Annotated in this window: 16 protein-coding genes; 12 read left to right on the plus strand and 4 right to left on the minus strand. The window is 71.1% G+C overall.

Annotated features, from left to right (window positions below):
- Nucleotides 1-64: 64 nt before the first annotated feature.
- Together AC5L35_RS28605 and AC5L35_RS28610 are read left to right on the plus strand one after the other, a co-directional pair.
- Complete coding sequence (locus tag AC5L35_RS28605) at nt 65-1,018, plus strand: DUF5996 family protein (protein ID WP_495062821.1); 954 nt, start codon at nt 65-67, stop codon at nt 1,016-1,018.
- A 54-nt stretch (nt 1,019-1,072) separates the two neighbouring features.
- Nucleotides 1,073-1,696 (plus strand): TetR/AcrR family transcriptional regulator, encoded by a 624-nt coding sequence (locus tag AC5L35_RS28610; protein ID WP_495062822.1) that lies wholly within the window; start codon nt 1,073-1,075, stop codon nt 1,694-1,696.
- On the opposite strand, the gene AC5L35_RS28615 is transcribed toward AC5L35_RS28610, so the two are convergent.
- A complete protein-coding gene (locus tag AC5L35_RS28615) occupies nt 1,683-2,648 on the minus strand; it encodes a quinone oxidoreductase family protein (protein ID WP_495062823.1) in 966 nt (321 codons plus the stop codon). The two genes, AC5L35_RS28610 and AC5L35_RS28615, sit on opposite strands and share 14 nt — an antisense overlap.
- 224 nt (nt 2,649-2,872) lie before the next feature.
- On the opposite strand from AC5L35_RS28615, the gene AC5L35_RS28620 reads away from it, so the two are divergent.
- The 3 genes from AC5L35_RS28620 (at nt 2,873) to AC5L35_RS28630 (ending at nt 6,316) form a co-directional block, all read left to right on the plus strand.
- Nucleotides 2,873-3,901 carry an SLAC1 family transporter gene (locus tag AC5L35_RS28620; protein ID WP_495062824.1) on the plus strand — a complete coding sequence of 343 codons (1,029 nt, stop codon included), beginning with the start codon at nt 2,873-2,875 and terminating at the stop codon, nt 3,899-3,901.
- Nucleotides 3,902-4,124: 223 nt separating this feature from the next.
- Nucleotides 4,125-5,213, plus strand: coding sequence for an NAD(P)H-dependent flavin oxidoreductase (locus AC5L35_RS28625; protein ID WP_495062825.1), 1,089 nt, complete (start codon nt 4,125-4,127; stop codon nt 5,211-5,213).
- Nucleotides 5,214-5,248: 35 nt separating this feature from the next.
- Nucleotides 5,249-6,316, plus strand: coding sequence for an NAD(P)H-dependent flavin oxidoreductase (locus AC5L35_RS28630; protein WP_495062826.1), 1,068 nt, complete (start codon nt 5,249-5,251; stop codon nt 6,314-6,316).
- A gap of 7 nt (nt 6,317-6,323) precedes the next feature.
- Here the strand turns inward: AC5L35_RS28630 and AC5L35_RS28635 are convergent, their stop codons facing one another.
- Entirely contained in the window at nt 6,324-6,839 is a 516-nt protein-coding gene (locus AC5L35_RS28635; RefSeq protein ID WP_495062827.1) for a pyridoxamine 5'-phosphate oxidase family protein, read from the minus strand.
- A gap of 195 nt (nt 6,840-7,034) precedes the next feature.
- Here AC5L35_RS28635 and AC5L35_RS28640 point away from each other — a divergent pair, with 195 nt between their 5' ends.
- Nucleotides 7,035-8,567 carry an acyl-CoA synthetase gene (locus AC5L35_RS28640; protein ID WP_495062828.1) on the plus strand — a complete coding sequence of 511 codons (1,533 nt, stop codon included), beginning with the start codon at nt 7,035-7,037 and terminating at the stop codon, nt 8,565-8,567.
- 294 nt (nt 8,568-8,861) lie between these two features.
- Nucleotides 8,862-10,298: an FAD-binding oxidoreductase gene (locus tag AC5L35_RS28645; protein ID WP_495062829.1), complete on the plus strand. Its 1,437-nt coding sequence runs from the start codon at nt 8,862-8,864 to the stop codon at nt 10,296-10,298.
- Nucleotides 10,299-10,305: 7 nt separating this feature from the next.
- Here AC5L35_RS28645 and AC5L35_RS28650 read toward each other — a convergent pair whose 3' ends face one another.
- Nucleotides 10,306-11,091: an SDR family NAD(P)-dependent oxidoreductase gene (locus AC5L35_RS28650; RefSeq protein ID WP_495062830.1), complete on the minus strand. Its 786-nt coding sequence runs from the start codon at nt 11,089-11,091 to the stop codon at nt 10,306-10,308.
- Nucleotides 11,092-11,166: 75 nt separating this feature from the next.
- On the opposite strand from AC5L35_RS28650, the gene ectA reads away from it, so the two are divergent.
- The 4 genes from ectA to thpD are packed head-to-tail and all read left to right on the plus strand — an operon-like array spanning nt 11,167 to nt 14,488.
- Nucleotides 11,167-11,910 carry a diaminobutyrate acetyltransferase gene (gene ectA / locus AC5L35_RS28655; RefSeq protein ID WP_495062934.1) on the plus strand — a complete coding sequence of 248 codons (744 nt, stop codon included), beginning with the start codon at nt 11,167-11,169 and terminating at the stop codon, nt 11,908-11,910.
- 6 nt (nt 11,911-11,916) lie between these two features.
- The gene (gene ectB / locus AC5L35_RS28660) at nt 11,917-13,179 is read left to right on the plus strand and encodes a diaminobutyrate--2-oxoglutarate transaminase (RefSeq protein ID WP_495062831.1); all 1,263 of its coding nucleotides are present in this window, start codon (nt 11,917-11,919) and stop codon (nt 13,177-13,179) included.
- Nucleotides 13,176-13,583, plus strand: a complete 408-nt coding sequence (locus tag AC5L35_RS28665; RefSeq protein WP_495062832.1) for an ectoine synthase — start codon at nt 13,176-13,178, stop codon at nt 13,581-13,583. The genes ectB and AC5L35_RS28665 overlap by 4 nt, the downstream gene beginning before the upstream one ends.
- Nucleotides 13,583-14,488 (plus strand): ectoine hydroxylase, encoded by a 906-nt coding sequence (gene thpD / locus AC5L35_RS28670; RefSeq protein ID WP_495062833.1) that lies wholly within the window; start codon nt 13,583-13,585, stop codon nt 14,486-14,488. The genes AC5L35_RS28665 and thpD overlap by 1 nt, the downstream gene beginning before the upstream one ends.
- A gap of 9 nt (nt 14,489-14,497) precedes the next feature.
- On the opposite strand, the gene AC5L35_RS28675 is transcribed toward thpD, so the two are convergent.
- Nucleotides 14,498-15,280 carry an SGNH/GDSL hydrolase family protein gene (locus AC5L35_RS28675; protein ID WP_495062834.1) on the minus strand — a complete coding sequence of 261 codons (783 nt, stop codon included), beginning with the start codon at nt 15,278-15,280 and terminating at the stop codon, nt 14,498-14,500.
- A gap of 160 nt (nt 15,281-15,440) precedes the next feature.
- On the opposite strand from AC5L35_RS28675, the gene AC5L35_RS28680 reads away from it, so the two are divergent.
- Nucleotides 15,441-16,124: a DUF3159 domain-containing protein gene (locus AC5L35_RS28680; RefSeq protein ID WP_495062835.1), complete on the plus strand. Its 684-nt coding sequence runs from the start codon at nt 15,441-15,443 to the stop codon at nt 16,122-16,124.
- The last annotated feature ends 1 nt before the right edge of the window (nt 16,125 follow it).

Below are 16,125 nucleotides of genomic sequence, written 5' to 3' on the forward strand. Positions count from 1 at the left end.
AATTTTCAGCGATATGTGTCCATGTGACGGGTGTGGTCACCGCCCGAGCCGGGCATCCGTCCCTGTGGAACTGTTTCCTGATCTTCCGTATACGGACTGGCTGGGCACCCGTGCGACCCTGCACCGCTACGCCCAGATCGTCGGCAAGATCCGGCTGGCGGCGAGTCCGCGCCGCAACCACTGGTGGAGCGTGCCCTTCCACGTCACCGGCCGCGGTATCACCACCCGGCCGATGACCGACGGGACCACGATCTTCACCATCGACTTCGACCTCCTGGACCACCGGCTCGACGTCACCGCACTCACCGGCGAGCGGTACTCGTTCCCCCTGGCCGGGCAGTCGGTCGCCGGTTTCCACGAGCAGGTTCGCCGGGGGCTGTCAGCCGTCGGGGCGGACGTCACGATCGCCCAGCCCTGGCCGTTCGACCTGCCCGACTCCGGCCGGCCCTTCGCCGAGGACACCGAGCACTCCGTCTACGACACGGCAGCGGTGACCCGCTACTGGCGGGTGCTGAGCCAGGTGAACCTGCTGCTCGAGGAGTTCGCCGGTGGCTACTCCGGCAAGACCAGTCCCGTGCACCACTTCTGGCACACCTTCGACATCGCCGTCACCCGGTTCGGTGACGCCCACGTCGAGCACCCGGCGTCGACGGACGCCGTGACCCGCGAGGCCTACTCCCGGGAGCTGGTCAGCTTCGGCTTCTGGTTCGGCGACGAGACCTTTCCCGAGCCGGCGTTCTACTCCTACACGTCGCCGGAACCCGCCGGGCTGGCGGACGAGCCCCTGCGTCCGACGGCGGCCGGCTGGGTCGAGCGGGGCGGCAGCCACCTCGCCGTGCTGCGCTACGACGACGCCCGAGCGCAGCCGGACCCGCGGGCAGCGGTGCTCGGGTTCTACGACAGCGCCTACCGGGCAGGCGCGGGCCGGGCCGGCTGGGACATCGACAGGTGGGCGTGTGCAGGCGGCGTCACCGATCCCGTCATCGAGGCCGAGCGGCGCAGCGCGCGGCAGGCGTGACGCCTCGGGCACGGCAGGATCGGGCGGAGGAGGGCGGACGCGGAGGGAGGACCCATGGATCGCGTGCTGACGCGCAAGGGCGAGGCGACGCGTGCCCGGATCGTCGAGGGTGCGGCGGAGGTGTTGAGGGAGCGAGGGGTCGTACCGACCACGCTCGACGACATCCGGATCCACACGGCGACGAGCAAGGGGCAGCTGTTCCACTACTTCCCGGACGGGAAGGAGCAACTGCTGCTCGCGGTCGCCGAGTTCGAGGCGAACCGGGTGCTCGACGACCAGGAGCCCCATCTCAGCGGTCTGACGTCGTGGGCTGCGTGGGACCGGTGGCGAGAAGTGGTGGTCGAGCGGTACCGGCGACAGGGCGAGTCGTGTCCGCTCGGCTCCCTGGTCCTGCAGGTGGGCCGGTCCACTCCCGGCGCGCGAGCCGTGGTCCTCCGGCTCCTGCGCACCTGGGAAGCCGCACTGGCCACCGGGATCCGCGCGATGCAGGAGCAGGGCAGGCTCCCCGTCTCTCTCGACGTCGACCAGTCCGCCGCCGCGTTGCTGGCAGGCATCCAGGGCGGGGTGACGATCATGTTGTCCACGGGGGAGAGCCGGCACCTCGAGGCGGCGCTGGACACCGGCATCGCGCGGCTGCGAGCACTGGACCCACTGCCGGGCGGCACTAGGACGGGATGAGCAGGAGCTTCCCCGTGGTCCGCCGGGACTCGATGTCGGCGTGGGCCGTCGCCGCATCCGACAGCGGGTAGCGCCCTCCGACCCGGACCCGCAGCCTGCCGGTCGCCACGAGCCCGAAGACCTCGGAGGTCCGCGCGACCAGTGCCTCCCTGGTGCGCACGTGGTGGGAGAAGACCGGATAGGTGAGCCGGACGCTCTTCGGCAGGTCCGTGGGGCGCAGGGCCGGGATGCCCATGAACGGCCCGTAGAAGGCCAGGGTCCCGTGGTGGCGCAGGGCCTGCAGCGACGACGGGAAGGTCGCCGCGCCGCCGCCGTCGTAGACCACGTCGGCACCGTCACCGCCGGTGAGCTCCAGTACCTCGTCCTGGAAGCCCTCACCCTGCCGGACCAGGACGTGGTCGGCACCCGCCTCGCGCGCCACCCCCACCTTCTCCTCGCGCGAGACCACCCCGATCACGCGCCCACCGCGGGCCGTGATCATCTGGGTGAGCAGCAGCCCCACGCCTCCGGCAGCCGCATGCACCACAGCGGTGTCGCCCGGCCGGATGGCATGGACCTCGGTGGTGAAGTGGTTGGCCGTCAGACCCTGCATCATCACGCCGGCGGCGGTGTCGTCGTCGATGACGTCGGGCACCGCCACCAGCGCGGCAGCAGGAACGGCGGCGTACTCGGCGTAGCTGCCCTGGTGGTACACCCACGCGACGCGCTGCCCGACCTCGAACCCCTGCGCGCCAGGGCCCAGCCCGACCACCCGGCCCGTTCCCTCGACACCCAGGACCGCCGGCAGGGCCCAGCCGTCGTTCGCCACCGAGCGGACCCCGACGTCCATGTAGTTCACACCGGCCACCGTCACCTGCACCAGCACCTCTCCGGGCGCAGGCGCCGGTGTCGGCAGTTCGGTCTCGCGCAGCACCTCCGGGCCGCCCAACTGCGTGACCGTGATCGCGTGCATCGTGGATCTGCTCCCTCGTTCCGCCGGAGCCGCTCCGTGACTGCGGCATTCCGAGCGACAGTAAGGAGCAGATATTGGACCCGCAAGTCCAGAAATCGAAGGGGTTTTTCTGCCGACTCATCCCATTCCTCCGGCGGCGGCGGTGATTTCTCGGCCCGATTCCCTAACGGCGGGCGGTCGACCTGCGAGAGAAATACCGGTCGACAGCGGAGGGGACCACGTTCATGGCCGCAGCGCGCGTACCGCTCAACTTCTTCGGGATGCCGTTCGGGCTGGCCGGTCTGGGTGGCACCTGGCTCGAGGTGGCAGGCAACGGTCTGGCGACGCCGGTGGTCGGCAACGCGCTCCTCGTTCTCTCGGCGCTGGTGTGGCTGATCGTGCTCGTCGGCTACCTGCGTCACGCCCTCACCGATCGGTCCGCGCCGGCCCGCGACCTGCTCGACCCGGTGGCCGGACCGTTCGCGTCGTTGGCCGTGATCACGCCGATGCTGCTGGCCGCCGAGGGCGTGTATCCGTACGCGCCGGGCGTCGGCATGGTCCTGCTCGACGTGTTCCTCGTCCTCACCGTGCTGCTCGGAGCGTGGTTCACCGGGCAGTGGATCTACGGTCCGCTGGAGGTGGACAGGTTCCACCCCGGGTACTTCCTGCCCACCGTCGCCGGGGGCCTGATCGCCTCGGCCGGGGCCGCCGAGGTCGGCCAGCAGCGGCTCGCCGAGGTCATGCTCGGGCTCGGCGCGGTCTGCTGGATAGTGCTGGGCTCGATCATCCTCGGGCGGATGCTGTTCCGGCCGCTCCCGCCGGGGCCGGTGCTGCCCACCGTGGCCATCGAGGTGGCGCCTGCGGCGGTCGCGAGCCTCGCCTGGTTCGCGCTGAACGGCGGCCGGATCGACGCCGTCGCCGCCTTCCTCGGCGGCTACGGCCTGCTCATGGCGCTGGCCCAGATCCGGCTGCTGCCCGCGTACCTGCAGCTGCCGTTCATGCCCAGTACCTGGTCGTTCACCTTCAGCTGGGCCGCCGTGGCCACGGTGGCGATCCACTGGCTCGACGACGGCAGGCCCAGCGGCTACGCCGCCTACGAGTACCTCGTGCTCGCGGCGATCACCGCGCTGATCGGCGGTATCGCGATACGCACCCTGACGGCGATCGGACGGCGGCAGCTGCTGCCCCTGCCGGCGCCTGCCGCGGACGCAGTGCCCTCGACGGGCCGGGTCGAGACGCCGCCCGTACAGGTCAGGACGGGGTGGCGTCGTTAGCTGACCGGCCCTCGGATCGTCTCCACCTGTCCTGCCGCTCGCCTCCATCGTCGATCGCCCACGGACCCGCGTGGCCGGATCGGTACCGAGATGCTGACGTCAGATTCAGGTCTGGAGCCGCAATCCACCCACCGTCCGTATCCGCGGGAAAAGGATGATTCCGGCGTTCTGCGGTGAATGCGGTGAATTGACTCCGCGGCGACGGCCGTGCTCCTGTGGAAACGTGGCGGACCGGCAGATCGGTGTGAACACGAGTTCGGTGGACCGCCCCCAGCAGTGGAGTTGCGACGAATCGACCATCGGCACCCGGCTGACACGCGAGTACGGACTCCGGCACCCCTTCGTGGGCGCCGGTATGGCGTTCATCGCCCATCCGCCGCTGGTGGCGGCGGTGACCAACGCCGGGGGTCTCGGCATCATCGGCGCCTCGCCCGACCCGCCGGCCAGCCTGCCGGTGATGGTCGCCGAGGTGCGCGAGCTCACCGACGGGCCGTGGGGCGTGGACCTGATCTGCGCCGAAACCGGTATGGGTCCGGCGTGCACCGACGGGCACATCGACGCGTGCGTTCAGCTCGCGGTGCCGCTGGTGGTGTTCCACCACGGGCTGCCGCCGGTGGACTGGGTACGCCGGCTGACCGATGCGGGCGCCCGGGTGTGGATGCAGGTGTCCTCGATCGAGCTCGCCGCGGGAGCCGTCGAGCTCGGTGTCGTCGGCCTGGTCGCGCAGGGCGCGGAGGCGGGTGGCCACGCCCGCGGCGTCGTTCCGCTGCACGACCTGCTCGCCGGGACCCGCATCCGGTTCCCCGAGCAGCTGCTCGTCGCGGCGGGTGGCATCGCCGACGGGGCGGGTGTCGCCGCCGCGCTGCGGGCGGGCGCCGACGGGGTCTGGGTCGGCACCCGGCTCGTCGCGTCGGCCGAGAGCCACGCTCACCCCGAGTACAAACGGCGGCTGGTCGACGCCGCCGGGCCGCCCGTGGTGACCACGGCGTTCGGACCGGAGTGGCCGGGACAGCGCTACCACCTGCTGCCGACCAGGGCCGTCGCCGAGTGGGCCGGTCGGGAGGACGCCATCCCCGACCCGCCGCCTGCCGGAGTGATCGGTCGCACCACCCTGTTCCCGCACAGCGCGCGGACCCCGTACGACATGCCGACGTTCAGCGCGATCCCGCCCACGGCCGACACCACCGGCGAGTGGGAGGAGATGGTCTACCCGGCGGGCGACGGTGTCGGTCACGTCCGTGACGTGCGGCCCGCCGAGCAGATCGTCACCGGCATGATGAGCGAGGCATACCGTCTGCTCTCGACGAGCTGAGTGCAGAGCTCGCACGCACTGCGAAGGAGGAGACCGTGGCGGACGCACGACAGCGGGCGCAGGAGTTCTGCGAGCGGTTCGGCCTGCGGCTGCCGATCCTGCAGGCTCCGATGGCCGGAGCCTGTCCTCCCGAGCTGGCCGTCGCGGTGGCCGAGGCGGGCGGCATGGGTGGCGCCGGGGTGCTGCAGTTCGCCCCGGTGCGCATCGCGGAATGGGTGGAGCAGTTCCGCGCCGGCTCCTCCGGTGCACTGCAGCTGAACACCTGGATCCCGGAGCCGCCGGTCACCGATCCCGACGAGCGGGAGCGCCGGGTCTCGGAGGCCCGCGAGTTCCTCGGGCGGTTCGGGACGCCGGACGACGCCGCCGGGCCGCCGCCCCCGGCGTTCGACGCGCAGTGCGAGGCCATGCTGGCTGCCCGGCCCACGGTGATCTCGTCGATCATGGGCGTGTTCCAGCCGGACTTCGTCCGCCGGTTGCACGAGCAGGGCATCGCCTGGTTCGCCTGCGCCACCACGCTCGGCGACGCGCTCACCGCCCAGGAGGCCGGCGCCGATGCGATCGTGGCGCAGGGCATGGAGGCAGGCGGGCATCGGGGCAGCTTCGACCAGGAGGCAGCCGAGCGCACCGACGTCGGGCTGTTCGCCCTGCTTCCCCGGTTCGCCGACCACCTGCAGGTGCCGATCGTCGCCGCGGGCGGGATCGCTGACGGGCGCGGGGTCGCGGCGGCACTGGCGTTGGGCGCGAGCGCGGTGCAGGTGGGCACCGCTTTGCTGCGCTGCCCCGAGACGGGAGCCAGCAAGGAGTGGGCCGCGGCGCTGGACGGCCTGGCTCCGGAGGCCACCGTGGCCACCCGGGCCTACTCCGGCAGGCTGGCGCGGGCGGCGCCCACGTCGTACGTGCGGGCGTGGACCGAGCCGGGCGCGCCACGGCCGGCGCCGTTCCCGGATCAGCTCCGGCTCGTCGGGCAGTTGCGGCGGGGTGACCCGGACGGCATGGACGAGGTCAACCACTGGGCCGGGCAGAGCGCTGCGCTCGCCACCGAGGAACCGGCGGGTGAGGTGGTGTCCCGGATGTGGCGCGACGCGGCCGGGCTGCTCGCCTGACCCGGGCTCAGGATCCCGTGAAGCACCAGCGGGTCTGGCTGTAGGGGTCCTTCCCGAACCCGAACGCCGTGGCGGGCTCGATCCGGTACACGAGTGCCAGTCCCTGTCCGCCCGCGAACCCGCCCTCGCGGACGTCGAAGTGCCACTCGCTGCCGTACTTCTTCTCCCACGCGTCGGCGAGGACCTGCAGCCTGTGCGGATCGGTCACGCGTTCGGCCCGTCCCTCCACGGACAGGTCGAGCCCGCCGTGCAGGACGTTGGTGCCCGTGGTGAGCACGACCTGCGGGTTGGCTGCGATGTTGCGTGCCTTCTGCTCGGCCTCGCCCGTGCAGATGTGCGGTGCGCCGTCGACCCACACGGTCAGCAGCGGCGTGACGTGGGGCCGTCCGTCCGGCCGCACGGTGGAGAGCCACGCCACCTCGGCCGCGGCGAGGTGCGCCTGGGCCGTGGACCACGGAGTGGGTACGGCCTCCGGATCGCCGAAACGGGGGTCGATCTGCGTGGTGGGCTCGGTGCACTGCATCCGGTGTCCTCTTCTCTCGCTGGTCGTCGTCCCTGTGAGGACCGCACTGGGCGGTGGTTCTCATCGGATCCGGGCGATGCGTCCGGAGGATCCGTCCTGCGCGTGACACTCGTCCCGGCGGGTGACCCCCTGGCTTGACCGCCATGAGGGACGCGCCGACGATCGGACGGCAGACTCCTCCAGGCGGGAGACACGGTGTTCCCCGGAACCTTCGCGGCGCTCACCCCGGACAAGCCGGCAGTGGTCATGTCGGACACGGGTGCCGTGATGACGTACGCCGAACTCGACGAGCGCTCCGTCCGGCTCGCTCATGTGCTCCGCGACGCCGGGCTGCGCCCCGGCGACGTCGTCGCGCTCCTCGCGGAGAACATCGCGGAGTTCTGGGTGGTGTACTGGACGGCACTGCGCAGCGGCCTCTACTTCACCCCGGTCAACCGGCACCTGTCGGTACCCGAGATCACCTACATCGTGACCGACTGCGGCGCGAAGGCGCTGGTCGTCTCGGCGGCGATGGCCGACGCGACCCCCTGGCTGCCCGACCGGACCCCGGGCGTGGTGCTCCACCTGGCGATGGGTGGCCCGCGGGACGGGTACGACGACTACGAGGCCGCACTGGCAGCCGCGTCCCCCGAGCCGTCCGCAGACCAACCGCGCGGCGCCACCCTCCTGTACTCCTCGGGCACCACGGGGCAGCCGAAGGGGATCCGGCCGCCGCTGCCGAGCGAGCAGATCGGTGCCCACATCAGGCCCGCGGCCCGCATCCTGCGCGAAGCGCACGGTTACGGCGCCGACACCGTCTCCCTGTGCCCGGCGCCGCTCTACCACGCGGCGCCACTGGCGTTCTGTGGGACCGTCCACGCCACCGGAGGCGCGATCGTGGTCATGCCGCGGTTCGACGCCGCAACCGCGCTGGCGGCGATCGAGCGGTACCGGGTGACCCACAGCCTGTGGGTGCCGACCATGTTCGTCCGGATGCTCAAGCTGCCCGACGGCCGGCGGACGGCCCACGACCTGTCCTCGCACCGGCTCGCCCTCCACGGCGCAGCGCCGTGCCCTGTAGAGGTCAAGCGGAAGATGATCGAGTGGTGGGGCCCGATCCTGCACGAGTACTTCGCCTCCAGCGAGGGGCTGGGGATGACGTTGATCGACTCGGCGGAGTGGCTGCGGAAGCCCGGGTCCGTGGGGCGCCCGGCGTTCGGCATCCTGCACGTCTGCGACGACGCCGGGAAGGAACTCCCCACCGGCGAGGTGGGGCTCGTCTACGTGGAGCGCGACGTCTTGCCGTTCACCTACCACAACGACCCGGAGAAGACCCGCCGGTCGCAGCACCCGGAGCACGCCAACTGGGGGACGACCGGCGACATCGGCTACCTGGACGAGGACGGCTACCTCTTCCTCACCGACCGCCAGGCCTTCATGATCATCTCGGGTGGGGTGAACATCTACCCGCAGGAGGTCGAGAACGCGCTGGCACTGCACCCCGCGGTACTCGACGTCGCGGTCTTCGGCATCCCCGACGCGGACATGGGGGAGCAGGTGAAGGCCGTGGTGCAGCCCGCGCCGGGCGTGACGACCGGGCCGGAGCTGGCGGGTGAGCTGATCGCCTACCTGCGTGAGCGCATCGCGCGCTACAAGGTTCCGCGCAGCATCGACTTCGCCGACGCGCTGCCGCGCAGCGAGGCGGGCAAGCTCCAGAAGGGCAAGCTCCGTGAGGGCTACCCGGGCTGACCCCGGCCACGGCGTGCCACCTGACCCGCCCCACCCCGCGAGTCGCCCGTTTCCCGTCCGCGAGTCGCCCGTTTCGTGTGCGCGAGTCGCCCATGCGGGCGCAGTGCACTGCGCCGTGAAGCGGACCGCCGACCTACCGGTACTGCACTGAAGGGCCGATGTGACGCGAGGGCGGCCGCGCGTACCGTTTCCGGCCAACTCTGTGCCAGCAGTGCAGACACCGGGCCGCCGTCCGGCGGTCCGGCACGCCACGTCGGCTCTCGGAGCGGGCAGCCAGGCAAAGGGGCCGTACCCATGACCGTGGACGTCGCCACCCGTGATGGCTCGCGGGTACATCTGCCGGACGCCACCGTGACCGAGCTGATGTCCCGGCTGCGGGGTTCGCTCGTCACGGGGGAGGACGCGGCGGCCGCGGTCGAGCCGTGCGAGGTGTGGAACGCGATGCACGCGGACCGGCCCGCTCTCTCGGCCCGCTGCTCCGGGACCGCCGACGTCGTGGACGTGGTGAACTTCGCCCGCGACCACGGGCTGCTGCCGGCGGTCCGCGCCGGCGGCCACTCGGTGGCCGGGTTCTCGACGGTCCGCGACGGCATGGTCGTCGACCTCTCCGCGATGCGGGGCGTGCAGGTCGATCCCGAACGGCGGCTGGTGCGGGTGCAGGCCGGAGCCCTGCTCGGTGACGTCGACCGCGAGACGCAGGCCTTCGGCCTCGCCACCCCACTGGGCCGGGTCTCCGAGACGGGCGTGGCCGGGCTGACGCTGGGCGGGGGCTACGGGCACCTCCAGAACCGCCACGGGCTGTCCTGCGACAACCTCGTGGCGGCGCAGGTGGTGTGCGCGGACGGCACGATCCGCACGGCCTCGGCAGGCACCAACCCCGACCTGTACTGGGCCATCCGCGGGGGCGGGGGCAACTTCGGGATCGTCACGACCTTCACCTTCCGGCTGCACCCGGTGGGTCCGGTCGTGGCGTTCGCCGGCTCGTTCTACCCGCTCGAGGACCTCGCGGACATCGAGCGCCGGTGGCGGGACCACGTCGTCACCACACCCGACGCGGTGACCTCGTTCGTCGTCACGATGACGTTCCCGGCCGCGCCCGGGATGCCCGACGTGGTCCACGACCGGCCGGTGGCGATCGTGGGCGGGGTGTACTCCGGGAACCCGGACGAGGGCATGCGGGTCATGCAGCCGCTGCGTGAGCTGGGCACCCCGCTGTTCGACCTGTCCCAGCCCATGCCGTACTCCATGGTGCAGGCGGCCTTGGACCCGGTCTTCCCGCGCGGGAGGCTGCGCGCCTACTGGAAGTCGCAGTACCTCGACGAGCTCACCGACGACGCCGTCGACGCCATCGCCGGGCGGGCGCTCGACCGGCCCGCCCCGCAGACGCTGGTCAACACCTTCCACATCGGCGGCGCCGTGCATGCCGTGGGGTCGCAGGAGACCGCCTTCGCGGAGCGGTCCTCCCCGTTCATGGTCTCGGTGGACACGACGTGGACCGACCCGGCGCAGGACGCCGCGGCGATCGCCTGGGGCCGCGCCGCGTGGGAGGAGATGGGCAAGTTCGGCAACGGCAACGTCTTCCTGAACTTCACCGGGCTCGCCGACGAACCGGTGCAGGCGGGGGTGGGCAGCGCGTTCGGGCGCAACCTGCGACGCCTCGGGCAGATCAAGGCGGCGTACGACCCCGAGAACCTGTTCCAGGTGAACAACAACATCGTGCCCGCGTCCTAGGGGCGAGTCAGATCTCGGGTGCCTCGGGGTCGCGGGCGAGCACGGAGCGGCCGCCGTCGACCGGGACGGTGGCGCCGGTGACGAAGCTCCAGTCGTCGGACAGGAGGTGGGCGATGGTGGCGGCGACCTCGTCCGGCCTGCCGATCCGCCCGACGGGATGCAGGAGGCGCATCTCCTCCTCCACCCGGGCGGCCGCGGTCGGTCCGAGTTCGCGCAGCAGGGCCGTGTACCGCTCGGTGGTGACCGAGCCCAGCGCCACCGCGTTCACGCGCACCCCGTGGGGTCCGTACTCGACCGCGGCGGCGCGCGTCAGCCCTTCGATCGCCGCTTTCGCGGTGACGTACGGCGTGCAGCCGGGTACCGCGCGCCCGGCCTGATGGGAGGACACGTTGACGATCGCCCCGCCGGTGCCCGCCGCGAGGAACCGCCGGACGGCGACGGTGCAGCCGACCACGGCCGGTGCGAGGTTGGCCGCCACCAGGTCGAGGACGTGACGCGCCGGTGAGCTGTGGAGGGAGGCGTCGCGGAACACCGCGGCGTTGTTGACCCAGCCGGTCAGCGGGGCCAGTTCCTCCGCGCGGTCGGCGGCGTGCTCGGCGACCGACTCGTCACCGGCGTCGCCGACCACACCGACCGCGGTGGGGTGCCCGGTGAGCCAGCCGGTGGCCGTGGGATCGAACTCGACGGCGACGACGTGGCCACCGTCGCGCAGGAGCCGCTCGACCACCGCTCGTCCGACGCCGCGTCCCCCACCCGTGACGACGTAGGAACGGGCCTCGTCGCTCCTCGTCACCGGTCTCACCCTAGTGCCGGGACGGGGACGAAACGATCATCCCGGCCACTGTGACCGAAGTTGCAGATCTTGGATGTGTACCTGAACGACGCAACGACGCGCGGCGTCGGCGGCCCGCCGACACGCCGGGTGACCAGGAAGGAGCGCGCCCTTTCCCATCCGGCGGCAGGGTCAAACCGCCGTGTGACGAAAACCACGATTATCGGCGACGGACTGCTCCGGATCTGCTGTCACGGCGGCGATCTCGATTGGTCGCTGTTAACTTCTTGCAACATGGCTGCACCTGGTACGCACTCTGCCGCCGCCGTCGGGACCCCGGGAGGGACCGCCACCCTGTGCCGTCCTGACGTGGACGACGGCGTCGACTGCTGGCGCCTGGCCGCGGCGTCCAAGGTGCTCGACGTCAACTCCCGCTACGCGTATCTGCTGTGGTTCCGGGACTTCGCCGCGACGTCGATCGTCGCGAAAGCGGACGGCGAGGTCATCGGATTCGTCACCGGTTACCGGCGTCCGGACGAGATGCACACACTCGTCGTCTGGCAGGTTGCGGTGGCGGAGGACGCCCGTGGCTGCGGATTGGGTGCGGCGATGCTCGACGCTCTCTTCGGCGCTGTCCCCGGCGCCGATCATCTGGAAGCCACGATCACGCCCGACAACTCGGGATCGATTGCATTGTTCACCGCGTTTGCCGACCGGAACCGCGCCGACATCCGGCGTAGCGAACTGTTCGGCCCCGACCTTCTCGGCGCTTCCCACGAGCCCGAGATCCTGTTCAGGATCGGTCCGGTCGGGCGCCGAAACACCTGGGACGAGGGATGAGGAGTCATGACCGTCTTCGAGGATCTGGAGTCCGAGGTCCGGAGCTACTGCCGAAACTGGCCGGTGGTGTTCGACACCGCGCAGGGCGCACGTCTGAATGACGTCGACGGCCGCTCCTACCTGGATTTCTTCGCCGGCGCCGGTGCCCTCAACTACGGGCACAACCCGCCGCAGCTGAAGGAGCCGTTGCTGGAGTATCTCCGCCGGGACGGCGTCACTCACGGTCTCGACATGTACACCGCGGCCAAGGGTGAGTTCCTGCACACATTCGAGGAGTTGGTGCTGAGACCGCGCGGGCTCGACTACAAGGTGCAGTTCCCCGGACCCACCGGGGCCAACACCGTCGAGTCGGCGCTGAAGCTGGCCAGGAAGATCACCGGCCGCGAGTCGATCATCAACTTCACGAACGCCTTCCACGGGATGACCCTCGGTGCGCTCTCGGTCACCGGTAACTCGATGAAGCGCGGCGGCGCCGGTATCCCTCTCGTGCACGCCACGCCGATGCCGTTCGACAACTACTTCGACGGCACGGTGCCCGACTTCATGTGGCTGGACCGCCTGCTGGGCGACGCCGGCAGTGGTCTCAACGAACCGGCCGCCGTCATCGTCGAGACCGTGCAGGGCGAGGGCGGCATCAACCCCGCCAGGGTGGAATGGCTGCAGGGCCTCGCCGATCTCTGCCGTCGGCACGAGATCCTGCTGATCGTCGACGACGTGCAGATGGGGGTGGGGCGGACGGGGCCCTTCTTCTCCTTCGAGATCGCCGGTATCCAGCCCGACATCGTCTGCCTGTCGAAGTCGATCAGTGGCTATGGCCTGCCGATGGCGCTCACATTGATCAAACCCGAATACGACCAATGGGGCCCCGGCGAGCACAACGGCACCTTCCGTGGCAACAACCTCGCATTCATCACCGCCGCTGCGGCGCTCCGCGAATTCTGGTCCGATGACGTCATGGAGCGTTCCACACTCGCGAAGGGCGAGCGCATACGCGAGACACTCGAGGACCTGGCCGGGACAGCGGGTGACGGCCGGCTCGTGCCCAAGGGTCGGGGACTGGCCAGGGGTCTGTGTTTCGCACAGCCGGGGCTGGCGGCCAAGACCTGCGCCGCGGCATTCGAGCGCGGGCTGTTGATGGAGACGGCGGGACCGTCGGACGAGGTCATGAAGATCATGCCCCCGCTGACGATCACGGACGCCGAACTGGAGGAGGGTCTGATGGTGGTGCGCGAGTCGGTCGGGACCACGCTCGAGGGGGCGACGGCATGATCGTGCGCACCCTGGAGGAGATCACCGACACCGAGCGCGACATCAGCACCGAGCACTGGCGCAGCAAGCGGATCGTGCTCGCCGGTGACGGCGTCGGCTTCTCGCTGCACGAGACCGTGCTCGACGCGGGCTCGGTCAACGACTTCTGGTACGCCAACCACATCGAGGCCGTCTGGGTCATCGAGGGTGAGGGCGAGCTGTACGACAAGGACAACGACGAGACCCACCGGCTGGAGCCGGGATCGGTCTACGTTCTCAACGGCAACGAACACCACCAGCTGCGACCGCGTACACGGATGCGCACGGTGTGTGTGTTCAACCCGCCCGTGACGGGGCGTGAGGTCCACGACGAGAACGGCGTGTACCCGCTGATCGTCCCGGCCACGGAGGAGGAGGCTTCCTGATGACGTTGCTCGACACGACCACGGCCGACCGCTATCCCACCCGGGTGGCGGACCGGCCCTCGCTGATCGAACGCGTCGAACCCACGGTCTGGGGCGGTACCGACGAGCCCGGCCCCCTGTCGTCCGACGAGCTCGCCGCGCACGACCGCGACGGCTTCGTCACAGTGCCGCAGCTGCTCACCCCCGACGAGGTGGCCGCGTTCGGCGCGGAGCTCGACCTGCTGGCCACGGACCCGGGGATCCGCGAGGACGAGCGCACGATCGTCGAGAAGAGCTCGCGGCAGGTGCGCTCCATCTTCGAGGTGCACCGGCTCAGCGACGCCGTCGCGGCGCTCGTCGCCGACGAGCGGGTGGCAGGCCGCGCGCGCCAGATCCTCGGCTCGGACGTCTACGTCCACCAGAGCCGCATCAACTACAAGCCCGGGTTCGGCGGGGCCGGCTTCTACTGGCACTCCGACTTCGAGACCTGGCACGCCGAGGACGGCATGCCGACACCGCGGGCGGTGAGCATCTCCATCGCGCTCACCGAGAACTACCCGCACAACGGCTGCCTGATGATCATGCCCGGCTCGCACCGCACGTTCGTCGCGTGCGTCGGTGAGACACCGGCCGACCACTACAAGGAGTCGCTGCGCGAGCAGGAGATCGGCACGCCCGACCCGGAGAGCCTCACGACCCTCGCCGACCGGCACGGCATCGCCATGCTGACGGGCCCGGCCGGGTCGGCCACGCTGTTCGACTCCAACTGCATGCACGGCTCGGGCAGCAACATCACCCCGTACGCGCGGTCGAACATCTTCGTGGTGTTCAACAGCGTCGACAACGGCCTGACCGAGCCGTTCGCCGCGCCGTCGCCGCGGCCGTCCTACATCGCGGCCCGGGAGATCACGCGCGTCCCGCGCTGAGCGCGGCCGTCACAGGGCGGGCTGGCCGCCGCCGTCGAGGGGCAGCAGGTCGGGGCGCTTGGGCACGAACCCCTCGCCGGTGCGGCGACCGCGCATCCGCCTCCGCACGTAGGGCATGACGAAGTCGCGCATCCAGACCAGGTCCTCGCGCTGGCGGTGCCGCCACGGCGCGGGCACGGCAGCAGGCAGCGGTGCGCGCCAGTCCTCGACGACGGGCTCGCCGAGCGTCTCCAGCACGCGCAGCGCGACGCGCCGGTGCCCCTCGGCGGTGAGATGCAGCCGGTCCCTGCCCCACGTGCGGGGATCGGCCAGCGGGGCCATGCCCCAGAGATCGACGACCGTGCTGCCGTGGCGCTCGGCGCTCGCCCGCATGAGCTCGTTGTAGCAGGCCACCCGGCCGCGCAGGCGGCGGATGATCGGGTGCATCCGGCCCAGGTCGAAGCCGGTGAAGACGAGCACCTGTGCTCCGGTGGCCGTGACCCGTTCCAGCGCGGAGTCGAACCGGCGGGCGAGGTCGTCGGTGTCGCAGGTGACGCGGATGATGTCGTTGCCGCCTGCACAGAACGCGATGAGGTCGGGGCGCAGGCGTTCGGCCACGGGAAGCTGGTCGTCGACGATCTGGTCGAGCAGCTTGCCGCGCACGGCGAGGTTGGCGTAACGGAACCCCGGCCTGCTTGCGCCCAGCCGCTCCGCCACCCGGTCGGCCCAGCCGCGCGGCGTGCCGTCAGACCGCCAGTCGTCCAGGCCTTCTGTGAAGCTGTCACCGAGCGCCACGAAACTGTTGCCCGCCACGTCACGCCCCTCGTTAAGGTCCGCTTCACCCTCTCGTCGGGTGCAGATCGCTCCAATATCACCCAGGAACGGCGATCCGCGCCACCGTCCGCCGGGTGATCTGGTGTGTGTACAGCGACACGAAGCAGTCACGAGGGCCGAGATAGGGCACCCTGACCTGGTGGCTCGTCGCAACCCGAACCCCGACGCCTCACTGGCGGAGATACTCGGTGGCCACGGAGCGGCGGTGGACGCGACCGTTCCGGTCGTCGCGTTCGTACTGGCGTTCACGATCGCCGACGCCGTGGCGTGGTCCTCGCCCGTGGCCTGGGCCGGTGGCGCGGCCGTGCTGGCGGCCGCGGTGATCGGCGTGATCCGCATGCTCGGCGGCAAGCGCCCGCGTGCCGTGCTGCTGGGCCTGCTCGGGGTGGCGGTGGCCGCGCTGGTGGCGCTCTACACCGGCCGCGCGGTCGACTTCTTCCTCGTCCAGATCGTGTCCAACGCGGCGAGCGCGCTCGTGTGGGCGGTGTCGATCGTGATCAGGTGGCCGCTGCTCGGCGTGGTGGTGGGCACCGCGCTCGGCCAGCGCACCCGGTGGCGCCGCGACCCGGACCTGCTGCGCGGCTACCAGCGGGCCAGCTGGGTCTGGGTGGGCCAGTACCTCGTGCGTCTCGCGGTGTTCGTGCCGTTGTACCTCGCCGACGCCGTGGTCGCGCTGGGCATCTCGCGGTCGGTGCTCACCTGGCCGCTCGTGGCCCTGTGCGTCGCGTTGTCCTGGCCGGTGCTCCGTTCGGCGCTGCCTCCGGGACATCGCGGGCTGCGGCATCCGGAGGCAGGCACGAAGGGTTCCCGACCGCCGACGTGAA

The sequence above is a fragment of the Pseudonocardia sp. OZ21 genome (genome assembly GCF_059359135.1).

Excerpts from the sequence above, each read along its gene's own strand:
- AC5L35_RS28645 (WP_495062829.1), top strand. The coding sequence starts at position 8,862 with ATGACCGTGGACGTCGCCACCCGTGATGGCTCGCGGGTACATCTGCCG.
- AC5L35_RS28665 (WP_495062832.1), top strand. The coding sequence starts at position 13,176 with ATGATCGTGCGCACCCTGGAGGAGATCACCGACACCGAGCGCGACATC.
- AC5L35_RS28610 (WP_495062822.1), top strand. The coding sequence starts at position 1,073 with ATGGATCGCGTGCTGACGCGCAAGGGCGAGGCGACGCGTGCCCGGATC.
- thpD (WP_495062833.1), top strand. The coding sequence starts at position 13,583 with ATGACGTTGCTCGACACGACCACGGCCGACCGCTATCCCACCCGGGTG.
- AC5L35_RS28615 (WP_495062823.1), bottom strand. The coding sequence starts at position 2,648 with ATGCACGCGATCACGGTCACGCAGTTGGGCGGCCCGGAGGTGCTGCGC.
- ectB (WP_495062831.1), top strand. The coding sequence starts at position 11,917 with ATGACCGTCTTCGAGGATCTGGAGTCCGAGGTCCGGAGCTACTGCCGA.
- AC5L35_RS28620 (WP_495062824.1), top strand. The coding sequence starts at position 2,873 with ATGGCCGCAGCGCGCGTACCGCTCAACTTCTTCGGGATGCCGTTCGGG.
- AC5L35_RS28635 (WP_495062827.1), bottom strand. The coding sequence starts at position 6,839 with ATGCAGTGCACCGAGCCCACCACGCAGATCGACCCCCGTTTCGGCGAT.